General features: G+C 55.0%; 11 protein-coding genes. All 11 read left to right on the forward strand.

Annotation, left to right across the window (positions count from 1 at the left end; genetic code table 11):
- Positions 1–9: 9 nt before the first annotated feature.
- The 11 genes from K325_RS0105585 to K325_RS18010 all read left to right on the forward strand — a co-directional run bounded on the left by K325_RS0105585 (position 10) and on the right by K325_RS18010 (position 13,950).
- Positions 10–267, forward strand: a complete 258-nt coding sequence (locus K325_RS0105585) for a hypothetical protein (protein ID WP_029653282.1) — start codon at positions 10–12, stop codon at positions 265–267.
- Positions 260–2,353 (forward strand): glucans biosynthesis glucosyltransferase MdoH, encoded by a 2,094-nt coding sequence (gene mdoH, locus K325_RS0105590; protein ID WP_029653283.1) that lies wholly within the window; start codon positions 260–262, stop codon positions 2,351–2,353. Before K325_RS0105585 ends, mdoH begins: the two co-directional genes overlap by 8 nt.
- Before the next feature lie 104 nt (positions 2,354–2,457).
- Positions 2,458–3,138: a GntR family transcriptional regulator gene (locus K325_RS0105595; RefSeq protein WP_029653284.1), complete on the forward strand. Its 681-nt coding sequence runs from the start codon at positions 2,458–2,460 to the stop codon at positions 3,136–3,138.
- 17 nt (positions 3,139–3,155) lie between these two features.
- On the forward strand, positions 3,156–4,043 hold the full coding sequence (prpB, locus tag K325_RS0105600) for a methylisocitrate lyase (RefSeq protein ID WP_029653285.1): 888 nt from the start codon (positions 3,156–3,158) through the stop codon (positions 4,041–4,043).
- A gap of 51 nt (positions 4,044–4,094) precedes the next feature.
- Positions 4,095–5,228 (forward strand): bifunctional 2-methylcitrate synthase/citrate synthase, encoded by a 1,134-nt coding sequence (prpC, locus tag K325_RS0105605; RefSeq protein ID WP_029653286.1) that lies wholly within the window; start codon positions 4,095–4,097, stop codon positions 5,226–5,228.
- A gap of 8 nt (positions 5,229–5,236) precedes the next feature.
- Positions 5,237–7,861 (forward strand): Fe/S-dependent 2-methylisocitrate dehydratase AcnD, encoded by a 2,625-nt coding sequence (gene acnD / locus K325_RS0105610; RefSeq protein WP_029653287.1) that lies wholly within the window; start codon positions 5,237–5,239, stop codon positions 7,859–7,861.
- Positions 7,862–7,939: 78 nt separating this feature from the next.
- Positions 7,940–9,118: a 2-methylaconitate cis-trans isomerase PrpF gene (gene prpF, locus K325_RS0105615; protein ID WP_029653288.1), complete on the forward strand. Its 1,179-nt coding sequence runs from the start codon at positions 7,940–7,942 to the stop codon at positions 9,116–9,118.
- Between the two features lie 251 nt (positions 9,119–9,369).
- Entirely contained in the window at positions 9,370–10,782 is a 1,413-nt protein-coding gene (locus K325_RS0105625; RefSeq protein ID WP_029653289.1) for a TIGR03013 family XrtA/PEP-CTERM system glycosyltransferase, read from the forward strand.
- A 64-nt stretch (positions 10,783–10,846) separates the two neighbouring features.
- Positions 10,847–11,491 (forward strand): XrtA/PEP-CTERM system exopolysaccharide export protein, encoded by a 645-nt coding sequence (locus K325_RS0105630; protein ID WP_029653290.1) that lies wholly within the window; start codon positions 10,847–10,849, stop codon positions 11,489–11,491.
- Positions 11,492–11,530: 39 nt separating this feature from the next.
- Positions 11,531–13,048 (forward strand): XrtA system polysaccharide chain length determinant, encoded by a 1,518-nt coding sequence (locus tag K325_RS0105635; RefSeq protein WP_029653291.1) that lies wholly within the window; start codon positions 11,531–11,533, stop codon positions 13,046–13,048.
- Positions 13,048–13,950 carry a P-loop NTPase family protein gene (locus tag K325_RS18010; protein ID WP_029653292.1) on the forward strand — a complete coding sequence of 301 codons (903 nt, stop codon included), beginning with the start codon at positions 13,048–13,050 and terminating at the stop codon, positions 13,948–13,950. Before K325_RS0105635 ends, K325_RS18010 begins: the two co-directional genes overlap by 1 nt.
- Positions 13,951–14,012: the final 62 nt, after the last annotated feature.

The following is a 14,012-nucleotide window of genomic DNA, read 5'->3' on the forward strand; positions in this document are numbered from 1 at the left end:
AGGTGGTGTATGGATGCGTTAACCTCTTACCAGCATTTAGGTCGTTTGCTGGCTTATCTTCGGGCCAGCGGTGCCGAAGTTGACCGGGAGGCGTTCGAGGCTGCTGTAGCCATGATTTCCGGAGAGCCAGAGGAGTGCGAAGCGCCTGGAGTCGTCGAGCCTGTACTGGACTGGTTTTCCGCCCGGCACCAGCGGCTGGCGGGCCCTTTGCCGACGGTTGCGCCTCCTCTGTGTCGTGGCAGTATCGGGTATTTTTCTGATGACTGAAACATACGATTCCCGGGCACCCTGGCGTATGCGGGCTTTTATTCGGCGATCTCTGATCACGATGTTTGTGGTAAGCCAGACCGTGGTGGCCAGTTATTTCCTGCTTCAGGTGCTGCCTTATCACGGCGGCACGATGGTTGAACTGGCGATTGTGGCGGTTTTCGCCGTGCTTTATCTCTGGATCTCATTTGGGTTCTGGATCGCCGTTTACGGGTTTGGTCTTCGGCTCGCAGGTGGTGACCGGCAGTCCCTCATGAGGCGGCATTCTCAGGCAGAGTTGGAGGCAACCGCATTGTCGAAAACCGCCATCGTGATGCCTGTGTACCATGAGCCGGTGAAGTGGACGCTGGATGGTCTCAAAGCTATCTATCGGGATATTGAGCGCGAGGGGCGCCTTGACGACTTCGATTTCTTTGTCCTTTCCGACAGTCAGGATCCCGATGTCTGGGTGGAGGAGCAGCAAGCCTGGGGCCGGATGGTGGAAGAGCTTGGGGCAGAAGGGAGGATGTTTTACCGTCGGCGCCGGGTCAACCTGAATTTTAAAAGTGGCAATGTTGCGGATTTTCTCCGGCGTTGGGGAAAGGATTACCAGTATATGGTGGTTCTGGATGCCGATAGCCTGTTGTCGGGTGAGACCATACAGACCATGGTGAGGGTGATGAACCGGGAGCCCAGGGTCGGAATCCTGCAAACCGCCCCAACAGTGATAAACGGCCGGTCGGCATTTGCTCGTATTCAGCAGTTTTCAAGTCGGCTCTATTCCCCCCTGTTTGCCACCGGATTGGCCGCGGTCCAGATGGGCGATGCGGCCTTCTGGGGGCATAATGCGATCATTCGGGTCGCACCCTTCATGGCTCATTGTGGTCTGCGAAAGTTACAGGGGGCGGGAATTTGGCGTGGTCCGATCATGAGTCATGATTTTGTGGAAGCGGCATTTCTGGGTCGGGCCGGTTATGAGGTATGGCTGGAGCCGTCCCTGCGGACCAGTTACGAGGAGTCCCCACCCACGCTGGATGATGAGTTGGCAAGAGACCAGCGATGGTCAAAGGGTAATATTCAGCATGCCGCTCTGATGTTCTTTGAGCCGGGGTTGAGGCTGGCGCACCGGTTCGCCTTTCTTAACGGCATTATGGCCTATCTGTCATCGCTCTTGTGGTTGTTGTTTCTGGTACTGACCACCATCGCCGCAGTGCAGCTCACGATCACCCCGATTGATTATTTTCCAGACGGCCACGACAGCCTTATGCCGCTCTGGCCCGAGTGGCGCCCGGCGTGGGCGGTCAGTCTTGTGGTGAGCACGATGGCGCTGCTGTTCCTGCCAAAACTGTTGGCGATAGTCGATGCGGTGTTTCGACGACAGGTCCGCGCTTTTGGCGGGGGCATGCGACTGCTTGGAAGCGTACTGTTTGAGATCGTTGTCTCCGTTCTGCTGGCACCAATACGTATGCTGGCTCACAGTCATGCTGTTTTGTCGGCGTTACTGAATGTCCGTCTGAGTTGGGCGGGGCAAAACCGGACGGAAGAAACCGGGTGGCGCGAGGCCGTGATCAGGCATCTGCCCGGAATGATTCTGGGGGCTGTGTGGTCTGCCTTTGCCTGGACGCTGGACCCAATGTTCTTTTACTGGTCATTGCCGGTCTCAGTGCCTCTCATGCTGGCAGCGCCGACCACGGTGTGGTTAAGTCGGCTCCGGAATGGTCAGAGGCTCGCGGATTCCGGCTTATTGCTTACGCCGGAGGAGCGGTCTCCGGTGCCGGTCCTGGTGGATGCCCGGCATTATCGTTGCCGGGTGAGGGAAGAGCCCTTGTTGACGCCGGTGGAGAAGGCGATTCTTTTACCGGTTGAAAACCGATTGCATCGTCATCTGGCACGGGATAAAAGAAAGGGGCACCGTCGGGCGGTGATTGCTGAAGCCGTTAAGGCATGTCTCAGGGATGGTTGTGTCGGGCTGGACCGGGAGGCCTTGTCTCTGGTGCTTGAAGATAGGGCTTCTCTGGAAGAGCTGCACCGGCTGGCGTGGCGCTCACCACCGGGTACGTTTTGGGGGGCAAAGGTTCAATGCCTGGTGCGCCACTGGCCGGATTGAGCATGCATGTCGACAATCATACTTAAAGCGTAGGCTGAATTGTTGACAATCGTTTGAGGTAGGCGTAGTTTCAGGCTAAATAACCTCTGGATTGTTAACAAAGTATGATTCAGGCACCTTTGCAAGCCCAAACTCGTGCAGACGAGGCGTTTGATTGTCTGCAAACAGCGATTGTAAAAGGCGATCTGGCTCCTGGCGAGAAGATCGGCGAAGTTGAACTCTGTTCCCGCTTTAATCTCACCCGTGGGCCTCTGCGTGAGGCGCTGGGGCGCCTCGAATCCCGGGGGCTTCTCGTCCGCAGGCCTCACGCCGGCGTTAAGGTGGTGTCGGTCAGTGCGGCAGAACTTCTGGAGTTGTACCGAATCCGGGAAGTGATGGAAGGGCTGGCGGCCCGTCAGGCGGCAGAGCGTATGCCGGATGAAGAAATTCGCGACCTTCTTGCTACCTTGGATACCCACGAGAGGATGATCGAAGAAGCCCAGGGCCAGGCGTATTATCAGGCTGAGGGCGATTACGATTTTCACCACCGGATTGCAACCGGAAGCCGCAACACGAAGCTTGCCCAAATGCTTCTGGGCGACCTTTACTACATGGTGCGAATGTACCGTTACCGGTTAAGTACCTCCGCCGGGCGCCCCCATCTGGCGCTTGGCGAACACCGCCGTATCGTCGAGGCCATTGCTCAGCGCGATGGTGAGCTCGCAGAATTCCTGATGAAGCGACACATCAATGCAGCACGCCAGAATATCGAGAAGAAGATCGATGAAGGCGTTCTAACCATCTGACTAGAGAGGAAATATTAATGGCTAACCAACTCTCCCCGGGCGCCCGTTTCCGCAAAGCCCTCAAAGAAAACAAGCCGTTGCAGATTGTTGGCACCATCAATGCTTACGCTGCCATGATGGCCGAGCGGGTAGGGCATCAGGCGATCTACCTGTCTGGTGGTGGTGTTGCCAACGCGTCTTACGGTCTGCCGGATCTGGGTATGACCAGCATGAACGATGTGGTGGAAGACGTGCGCCGGATTACTGCTGCCTGCGAACTGCCGCTGCTGGTAGATATCGATACCGGTTGGGGTGGCGCGTTCAACATTGCCCGCACTATTCGCGAGATGGAGCGAGCTGGTGCTGCGGCTGTCCACATTGAGGATCAGGTGGCCCAGAAGCGTTGTGGTCATCGCCCGAACAAGGAAATTGTTTCCAAAGAAGAAATGGTCGACCGCATCAAGGCTGCTGCCGATGCCCGTGTAGACAAAGACTTCTTTATCATGGCCCGCACCGATGCTTTCCAGAAAGAAGGCCTGGAAGCCGCGATCGACCGGGCCAAGGCATGCATTGAAGCCGGTGCAGACGGTATCTTCGCAGAAGCGGTACACGAGCTGTCCGACTACCGTGCGTTTGCCGATGCCATTGATGTTCCGCTGCTGGCGAACATCACTGAGTTCGGTGCAACCCCGCTCTACAACAAGAATGAGTTGGCCGAGGCCGGAGCTGGTATGGTGCTGTATCCGCTGAGTGCCTTCCGCGCCATGAACAAGGCAGCGGTAACTGTTTATCAGAGCATTCTCGAGAAGGGTGACCAGAAAGACGTGGTAGATCTGATGCAGACCCGTATGGAACTGTACGATTACCTGAACTACCACGATTTCGAGCAGAAGCTGGACCAGCTGTTTGCCCAGAAAAAAGACTGACATTCATTAAAACAATCTAAACCAAGAACCAGAATATCAAGGGAGACCAACATGGCTGAAGCAAAGAAACTCGGTGGTGCGGGACTGCGTGGCCAGGTAGCTGGCGAAACCGCTCTGTGCACCGTTGGTAAAACAGGTACCGGCCTGACCTATCGTGGATACGATGTTTCTGATCTGGCCGATAACGCCCAGTTTGAAGAGGTGGCTTACCTGCTATTGCGGGGCAAGCTGCCCAACCAGCAGGAACTGACGGAATATAAGGCCAAACTGAAGAGCCAGCGCAGTCTGCCAGATGCCTTGAAGCTGGTTCTGGAGCAGATTCCGAAGAATGCTCACCCGATGGACGTCATGCGTACGGGTTGTTCTGTACTGGGCAACCTGGAAACCGAGCAGGACTTCAGCGAGCAGGACGACAAGATTGATCGTATGCTGGCGGTGTTCCCGGCGATCATCACGTACTGGTACCGTTTCGCCCACGAAGGTGTTCGCATTGATACTGCGAACACTGAGTGCGACTCCATTGGTGGTGTGTTCCTGGAGCTGCTGCACGGCAAGAAGCCGAGTGAATTGCACGAACAGGTGATGAATGTTTCCCTGATCCTGTACGCCGAGCACGAATTCAACGCATCCACCTTCACTGCCCGCGTGTGTGCGTCTACGTTGTCGGACATTCACAGCTGTGTAACCGGTGCGATCGGATCTCTGCGTGGCCCGCTGCACGGTGGTGCCAATGAAGCCGCCATGGAGCTGATCCAGAAGTTCCAGACCCCGGACGAAGCCGAGGCCGGGCTGATGGGCATGCTTGAGCGTAAAGAAAAGATCATGGGCTTTGGTCACGCGATCTATAGCACTTCTGACCCGCGTAACGTGATCATCAAGAAGTGGTCTGAAAAGCTGGCCGAAGAGGTGGGAGACACGGTTCTGTACCCGGTGTCTGTGCGTTGTGAAGAGGTGATGTGGCGCGAGAAGAAGCTGTTCTGTAACGCCGACTTTTTCCACGCCTCTGCCTATCACTTCATGGGCATCCCAACGGAACTGTTCACGCCGATTTTCGTGATGTCCCGTGTGTCCGGCTGGACGGCCCATGTGAAAGAGCAGCGTGCCAATAACCGCATCATTCGCCCAAGCGCCGAGTACACCGGTCCTGAGCATCAGGAATGGTTGCCGATCGAGAAGCGGAGCTGAGAGAGACTATGAATACCCAATACCGCAAAGCCCTGCCGGGCACGGATCTGGAATATTACGACACCCGCCAGGCCGTGGAAGAAATCCAGCCGGGTTCCTACGCCAAACTTCCGTACACGTCCAGGATTCTGGCCGAGCAGTTGGTGCGTAAGTGTGATGCGGAGTCCCTGACGGACTCCCTCAGGCAATTGATTGAACGTAAGCGCGACCTCGACTTTCCGTGGTATCCGGCCCGGGTTGTGTGTCATGACATTCTTGGCCAGACGGCCCTGGTTGATCTGGCTGGTCTGCGCGATGCCATCGCGGAGAAGGGTGGTGACCCTGCCAAGGTGAACCCGGTGGTACCCACCCAGCTGATTGTTGACCATTCGCTGGCGGTGGAAGCGCCGGGCTTTGACCCGGATGCGTTCGAAAAGAACCGGGCCATTGAAGACCGTCGCAACGAAGACCGTTTCCACTTCATCAACTGGACCCGCACTGCGTTCAAGAACGTGGATGTGATTCCGGCGGGTAACGGCATCATGCACCAGATCAACCTGGAGAAGATGTCTCCGGTGATCCAGAACCGTCCGGACGAAGACGGTCACCCGATTGCCTTCCCGGATACCTGTGTGGGTACCGACAGCCATACCCCGCACATCGATGCGTTGGGTGTAATTGCTGTTGGCGTGGGTGGTCTGGAAGCAGAAACCGTCATGCTCGGCCGTCCCTCCATGATGCGTCTGCCGGATATTGTCGGTGTGAAGCTCACTGGTAAGCGCCAGCCGGGTATTACCGCCACGGACATCGTATTGGCCATCACTGAGTTCCTGCGAAAAGAGCGCGTGGTGGGTGCTTATCTGGAATTCTTCGGGGAAGGCGCCTCCAGTCTGACCATCGGTGACCGGGCGACCATCTCCAACATGACGCCGGAGTACGGTGCCACCGCCGCGATGTTCTACATCGACGAGCAGACCATCGACTACCTGAAACTGACCGGTCGCGAGCCGGAGCAGGTGGATCTGGTTGAGAAATACGCGAAAGAGACCGGGCTTTGGGCCACCGAGATGACTGAGGCCGATTACGAGCGCGTGCTGGAGTTTGATCTCTCTACCGTGGTGCGTAACGTGGCTGGCCCGTCTAACCCGCATCGCCGTGTGGCAACCTCCGAGTTGCACGAACGCGGCATTGCGGTGAACCTGGACAAGGCGCTGGAAGAAGAGAAGAAGGGCCTGATGCCCGATGGTGCGGTGATTATCGCGGCCATTACCTCCTGTACCAACACCTCCAACCCCCGCAACGTGGTGGCGGCTGGCCTGCTGGCCAAGAAAGCCAACGAACTGGGCCTGATTCGCAAACCGTGGGTGAAGTCATCTTTCGCGCCGGGCTCCAAGGTGGCTCGCCTGTATCTGGAAGAAGCCGGCCTCCTGCCAGAGCTGGAAAAACTGGGCTTCGGTATTGTGGCTTATGCGTGCACCACCTGTAACGGCATGTCTGGCGCCCTGGACCCGAAAATCCAGCAGGAGATCATCGATCGGGATCTGTATTCCACGGCGGTGCTGTCTGGTAACCGTAACTTCGACGGCCGGATTCACCCCTACGCCAAGCAGGCCTTCCTGGCCTCGCCGCCGCTGGTCGTGGCCTACGCCATTGCCGGTACTGTGCGTTTCGATATCGAACAAGACGCCCTGGGTTACGACAAGGATGGCAATCCCGTCACCCTGAAAGACCTGTGGCCGTCTGATGAAGAAATTGACCGCATTGTCGGTGAATACGTAAAGCCGGAGCAGTTCAAGCAGGTGTACATCCCGATGTTCAATCTGGATGAGGCTGAGCAGGCCAAGAGCCCGCTTTACGAGTGGCGCCCGCAGTCTACCTACATCCGTCGCCCGCCGTACTGGGAAGGCACCATGGCCGCCGAGCGCGCGCTCAAGGGCATGCGCCCGCTGGCCATTCTGCCGGACAACATCACCACCGACCATCTGTCGCCCTCAAATGCGATCATGATGGATTCGGCGGCTGGTGAGTATTTGCACAAGATGGGCCTTCCGGAGGAAGACTTTAACTCCTACGCGACCCACCGTGGCGACCACCTGACCGCCCAGCGTGCCACCCTGGCCAACCCGAAACTGTTCAACGAAATGGTGCGGGACGAAAGCGGCGAAGTGGTTCAGGGCTCTCTGGCTCGGGTAGAGCCGGAAGGTAAAAACATGCGGATGTGGGAAGCCATTGAAACCTACATGGAGCGCAAGCAGCCTCTCATCATCATTGCAGGCGCAGACTACGGGCAAGGCTCTTCCCGTGACTGGGCTGCGAAGGGTGTAGCCTTGGCTGGCGTGGAAACCATAGTGGCTGAGGGCTTCGAGCGGATTCACCGCACCAACCTGATCGGCATGGGGGTCATGCCGCTTCAGTTTGAAGAAGGCACAACGCGCCAGACGCTTCAACTGGATGGTACAGAAACCTACGATGTGGAAGGCAAGCCCGCTCCCGGAGCGAAGCTCGAGCTGGTGATTCACCGGAAGAGCGGAGAGGTGGACCGCGTACCGGTCATTTGCCGCCTGGATACGGCGGAGGAGGTCACGGTGTACTCGGCTGGCGGTGTTTTGCAGCGTTTCGCCCAGGACTTCCTGGCGTCTGAAAGCGTGGCCTGATCAACAGCGCGTATTAGCAGGCGGGGTGTTTGTCTGAGGCACCCCGCCTGGATCATTCATTCAAGTGAGGCTCGCTCCATGAGTTTTGCTCCCCAAGTTCGTATACCCGCTACCTACATGCGTGGTGGCACCAGTAAGGGTGTGTTTTTCCGCCTGCAAGATTTGCCGGAAGCCTGCCAGGTGCCCGGAGAGGCGCGTGACAGGCTGTTGCTTCGGGTCATTGGAAGTCCCGATCCCTACGAGAAGCAGATCGATGGCCTGGGCAATGCTACCTCCAGCACCAGTAAAACGGTGATCCTGGCGGAGGCTACTCAGCCGGACCATGATGTCGATTATCTGTTCGGCCAGGTTTCCATCGATAAGCCTTTTGTGGATTGGAGTGGTAACTGCGGTAACCTTACGGCGGCCGTAGGGGCCTTCGCCATCAACAGTGGTTTCGTCGCAAAAGAGCGTATTCCCGAGAACGGCATCTGCACGGTTCGTATCTGGCAAGCCAATATCCGGAAAACTATTGTCGCCCATATTCCCATCACCAACGGTGAAGTACAGGAAACTGGCGATTTCGAACTGGACGGCGTTACTTTTCCGGCCGCCGAAGTGCAGATCGAGTTTATGGACCCCGCCGATGGTGAAGGGGCCATGTTCCCCACCGGAAACCTGGTCGACGATCTGGACGTACCGGGTGTCGGCACTTTGAAAGCCACCATGATTAATGCCGGTATCCCGACGATCTTTATCAATGCCGAAGAGGTTGGCTACAAGGGAACTGAGCTGCAGAGCGACATCAACAGCGACCCGGAAGCCCTGGCCATGTTTGAAGCCATTCGTGCGCATGGCGCGGTGAAGATGGGGTTAATCTCCGATGTTGCGGAGGCGGTAAGTCGTCAACACACACCGAAGGTCGCGTTTGTCGCTAAGTCATCGGATTACGTCTCGTCCAGCGGTAAGTCGATCAGCGCAGCTGACATTGATGTGCTGGTCCGCGCTTTGTCTATGGGCAAGCTGCATCACGCGATGATGGGCACCGCAGCGGTGGCCATTGCCACGGCGTCAGCGATTCCTGGCACACTGGTGAACCTCGCCGCAGGCGGGGGAGATCGTACCCAGGTTACCTTTGGTCACCCGTCGGGTACCTTGAGGGTCGGGGCGGAAGCAAAAGCTGTAAATGGCCAGTGGACGGCGACCAAGGCCATTATGAGTCGCAGTGCCCGTATTATTATGGAGGGGTGGGTCCGGGTTCCCGGAGATAGCCTTTAAAGCTGTCTGGCGTTGTGTTTTGACACCGTAAATCTGAGAGATGTCATTTTCCATGTGCGACATTGGTGCATGGAAAATGAGCTGGAATTCTTGGTTGATTATAAATTTTTTGTAAAATTGAATACAATGGAGTGGGAATTCCGATTGAAGTTTCAATGAATTGAAGTACAATCCTGTGACGGTTTGTTACAGTGTGTAGCAAAGGATGATGCTTGCAGTACAGTACAGTATGAGCCGCACAAGGAGTCGACGTGGCCCACGTCAGGTTGTTCAGACACTATATACATCTACCTTTTGTCATTCTTGGCCTTATCGATTTAATCGTTATGGGGCTTGCCTTCGCGTTTGCGGTTTTTTTTCGTTTTTTCGGTGCGCCAGGCTTTTTTCTCGATAATCTTCTCTATGTTCTTCCCTCGATTGCCGTTTTCGCGCTTCTGAACCTGGTGGTGATGATCGCTCTTGGGGTGCATCAGTCCCGGGTGGAAGAGGGGATGTCTGGCATGATGCTGCGGACGATCATGTCCGTGATTCTCGCCATCCCGATGCACGGTTTTGCCTACTTTTTAGCAAATGACTGGCTGTGGTATCTCGGGAGCTTCGGGCTCCTCACATCTGCGACCGTCTTTTCGATCTTTTCTTTAGGGATTGTCCGGGTGTTGTTTTTTGCCTTGGTGGGCAAGGATCGGTTTAAGCGCCGCGTATTGGTGCTCGGGGCGGGACGCCGGGCAAAGCAGATGTTTGAAGATCTGACCACGCCGTTTAATCGGAAAGGTTTTTCTCTGGATGGCTTTGTCCCAATGCCGGATGACACCGTCGAGGTAGACGAACAGTACCTGCTGAATCTGCCAACAACGCTGCATGATTACGTTCTCCGCCATCCGGTCAGGGAAATTGTGGTTGCCGTGGATGACCGGCGGCGCGGTTTGCCGATGGAAGACCTTCTGGAGTGCAAGATGGAAGGCGTATACATCATTGATGGCGCGAATTTCTATGAGCGAGAGTCGCGAAAAGTCGCATTAGAAATGATTACCCGCGGCTGGCTGGTGTTCTCTGATGGTTTTACTGTCTCGTCGGTTTATGGCTTCGGTAAGCGGGCTCTGGATATTCTGGCCTCTGGCACGCTTCTTCTGGCAACCTTTCCGATCATGATCCTGACGGTGATTGCGATCAAGCTTGAAGATGGAATCAAGGCGCCGGTGATATACAGCCAGGAACGTGTGGGGCTGAACAATCAGGTGTTCAAGGTGCATAAGTTCCGATCCATGATTACCGATGCCGAAAAGAATGGTGCTGTCTGGGCCAAGAAAAATGACGCCCGGGTGACGCGCGTTGGTGAGTTTATCCGCAAAGTCAGAATCGACGAACTGCCACAGATTTTTAATGTACTTAATGGCACCATGGCGTTTGTAGGCCCAAGGCCGGAACGGCCGGTTTTTGTGGAACGGTTATCTGAAACGATTCCCTTCTACGCCGAAAGACATCGGGTAAAACCGGGCCTGACGGGATGGGCGCAGCTGTGTTTTGCGTATGCGGACAATGAGGAAGATACCCGGGAAAAGCTGCGCTATGATCTCTATTACATTAAGAACCAGAGTTTGCTTCTTGATCTGTTGGTTATAATACAGACAGTAGAAGTGGTATTGTTTAAAAAAGGATCAAGGTAGTCCCGGGATCACGCTGTTAACGGGATGTGGAACACAGCACGGACCTCACAAGCGAGGATAAAAGATGTCACGGAAGTATCTCATCCAAGGGATTTTGGTGTCCCTCATAGCGGTAGCGTTTGCAACGGGGTGTGCCGGCCCGTCCGCCTCCTCCTCTGAAAAGATTCAACGCGCATTGGCCGTTGATACCCGCGATAGCGTCAAACAATACATCCTTGGTGCAACCGATGTCGTGAGGGTGTCAGTATGGCGCAATGAAGATCTCAGTATATCCGTGCCTGTGCGGCCAGATGGGAAGATTTCTGTTCCCCTGGTGGGGGATGTTCAGGCTAGCGGTCGCACGCCAGAAGAGCTGGCCGGCTCTATCCGAACCTCACTGACGGAGTACATCCGGGAGCCGCAGGTCAGTATCGTTGTAACGTCCATGGGCAGTCATGAATTTACTGATCGTGTCCGGGTAACTGGTGCGGTGCGTCAGCCAATTTCAGTGCCTCATCAGAGTGGTATGACCGTACTGGACATCTTTTTAAATGCTGGCGGTGCCAATGAATTTGCGGCACTCAATAACTCAATGCTCTATCGGAAGCTCGAAAGCGAAGTTGTAGCGATTCCGGTGAAGCTGGATGACATTCTCAATAAAGGCCGAGTTGAAACAAATTATAGTATGCGTCCTGGTGATATTCTGACCATTCCGGAGCGCAGCTTCTGATTTGGTCTTAAGCTTACAGGCCTGAAGGCGGGTTAGGTTATGGCATTACCGTTATCCCAGTTACCGAAGGAAATCATTCGTGAGGTGCGGGGCCGTAAAGGCCTCGCTTTACTCGTTTTCGTGATTGTGAGTTTTGCAGTCCTCGGTGCTGGTTTTGTATGGCCCTATAAATACCAGTCAGACACGATTGTTTTTGTTGACGACCGCAACATCATTGCGCCATTGATGGAAGGACGTGCTGTTGCAACTGAGATCAGCGATCGCACATCAGCGGCTAAAGAGCTGTTGATGAGCCGCAGCCTGATCGAAAAAGTTGCCTTAGATCCTGAAATCTATCCGGAGCCACCTGGGGGCCCGGAGGCACTAGAATACCGTATTGCCACTATTCGGTCCGGTTTATCTGTCCGGCCCCGGGGCGACAGCTATTTCAGTATTGGCTTTTCATCGACTTCTCAGATGGAAGCGTTCCGCGTAGCGCAGCGCCTTGGGCAGGTTTTTATTGAAGAAACGAAAGATCGCAAGCGCGCGGAAAGCCGCAACGCCTATGATTTCATAGACAAGCAGGTTAAGAGTTACGAGCAGCAGTTGGGTCAGGTGGAAGAACGGTTGAAGCTGTTTCTGTCAGAAAACACCGATGGCACTGAGCAGGAAGCCAATGCCCGGATGGCCCAGCTGAGAAATCAGCTGGAGCTCGCGGAGCTTGAGAAAAAAGAGCTGGAAACCCGGACCACTTCTTTACAGGGACAGCTGGGTAGCATTCGCCCAACCATCCGACAGGGGCGAACAGAAGATACTTATCGTGAACGGATACGAGTGCTTGAAGAGCGCCTTGATAGCCTCAGGCTCCAGTATCATGATACCTATCCCGATATCGTAATCCTTCGGGAACAGTTGGCGGAATTGCGGAAGCAAAGGGATCTGGCCACGGCAAGGCCTACGGATATCCGTTCGTTGGAAGGTGAAGAAACGGTGAACCCGCTTTATCAGGAAATGCGGGCCAATCTTTCCACTGCTCGTGCTGATATGGCAACGGTTGAAACCAGGATTCAGTCGCTGTCCCACCTGATGGAACAGCAAGCAGCTCGTATGGAGCGCATTCAGGCCAATAAAGCCCAGTATTCTGAGCTTACCCGAGACATGGAAGTGAACCGTGAAATCTATGATGACTTACTCAAGCGCCGCGAAAAAGCGAGGGTTTCCATGCACCTCGATATTGAAGGGCAGGGGCTGAATTACCGAATTAATGAAGCGGCTCAGTTTCCTCGTCAGCCTTCCGGGCCGAAATTTTCCATGTTTGCAGCGGCTGGATTGTTTCTTGGATTAGCCGCTCCCTTCGGAGCTATCGCAGGCCTTTTGCAGATCGACCCACGGATTCGCGCGAGAAAACAGCTGGAGGAAGACATTGGGTTGCCCGTTCTGATTGAAATTCCGGAAGTACGAACACCCTACGAAAAACGCCGGGATCGCAGGTTAACCCTGCTGGTCGGGGTTTTTGCAGTGCTCACCACAGCGGTGTACGTGACCATCGTTGTGCTAGCTCAAATGGGAGTAATCTGATGCCAGAGCAACGAAATGACCGGCCCGGGTTTGAATCTGTAAACCCACAGGAAACGGACTCAGAGATCCCTGGCAACGACAAAAACGCAGAAGAGAGTTCCTTCTGGCTCAAGCGTAAGGAACGCTTGAGGCAGGATATGGATTTCCGGGATGATGAAGATTCCCGGATGCTGGTGCCAAGTTCTCTGGAGCTGGGGCCGGGCGCCGTTGATAAGTACGTCATCAGCAAACAGATCGTACGGATGCAAGAGCCCCGAAAGCTCAATCACGACGATCTTGATGAGCGGCGGATCATTTATCCTGAATCTCCTAATCGTGAGTTGGTTAACCGGTTTCGTGATCTGAGGACTAAGCTTTTGGAGGTTTCGGGTGGTAATAACTTTACCCTCGTGGTGAGCGGAGCCTGTTCCGGTGCAGGGTCTTCATTTGTCGCATTGAATCTGGCTGCTTCGTTTGCTTTCGACCAGGCCAAAACCGCCCTCGTTATCGATTGTAATCTTCGGGAACCTTCCCTGCATTCCACTCTGGATGTTATGTCAGACACAGGGTTGACTGATTTTCTGGACGACCCGGATTACGAAATCGCCCGGATTCTTTACCCAACGGGCATCCCTCGATTACGTCTTATTCCAGCCGGTAGTCGGCGGGAAACGCCATCTGAGTTCTTTACCTCATTCCGGATGAAACAGTTTTTACAGGCTATTCGACGTCGGTATCCCGATAGATTTATCGTGCTAGACACTGCTCCCATTTCGGAATCACCGGATGCGCGAATCCTGACCGAGTTGTGTGACTATGCCATGCTGGTTGTGCCTCACGGCAGGATTACGGGGGCTACAGCAGAGCAGGCGGCTACTGCTTTCAATCCCGATAAATTCGTAGGAGCAGTGATTAATGGTTAAGCCGTGGGGGCAAAGGACACCCCATGCTATAAGGTTGCTTCCCCTGGCTGTTGCGGTTGGCG

This window comes from Marinobacter daepoensis DSM 16072 (assembly GCF_000421165.1).
Classification (GTDB): Bacteria; Pseudomonadota; Gammaproteobacteria; order Pseudomonadales; family Oleiphilaceae; genus Marinobacter; species Marinobacter daepoensis.

Bases quoted from the DNA above. Each gene is read 5' to 3' on its own strand.
- K325_RS18010 (WP_029653292.1), top strand. From the start codon at position 13,048: ATGCCAGAGCAACGAAATGACCGGCCCGGGTTTGAATCTGTAAACCCA.
- K325_RS0105635 (WP_029653291.1), top strand. From the start codon at position 11,531: ATGGCATTACCGTTATCCCAGTTACCGAAGGAAATCATTCGTGAGGTG.
- prpF (WP_029653288.1), top strand. From the start codon at position 7,940: ATGAGTTTTGCTCCCCAAGTTCGTATACCCGCTACCTACATGCGTGGT.
- K325_RS0105595 (WP_029653284.1), top strand. From the start codon at position 2,458: ATGATTCAGGCACCTTTGCAAGCCCAAACTCGTGCAGACGAGGCGTTT.
- mdoH (WP_029653283.1), top strand. From the start codon at position 260: ATGACTGAAACATACGATTCCCGGGCACCCTGGCGTATGCGGGCTTTT.
- K325_RS0105630 (WP_029653290.1), top strand. From the start codon at position 10,847: ATGTCACGGAAGTATCTCATCCAAGGGATTTTGGTGTCCCTCATAGCG.
- acnD (WP_029653287.1), top strand. From the start codon at position 5,237: ATGAATACCCAATACCGCAAAGCCCTGCCGGGCACGGATCTGGAATAT.
- prpC (WP_029653286.1), top strand. From the start codon at position 4,095: ATGGCTGAAGCAAAGAAACTCGGTGGTGCGGGACTGCGTGGCCAGGTA.
- K325_RS0105585 (WP_029653282.1), top strand. From the start codon at position 10: ATGGATGCGTTAACCTCTTACCAGCATTTAGGTCGTTTGCTGGCTTAT.
- prpB (WP_029653285.1), top strand. From the start codon at position 3,156: ATGGCTAACCAACTCTCCCCGGGCGCCCGTTTCCGCAAAGCCCTCAAA.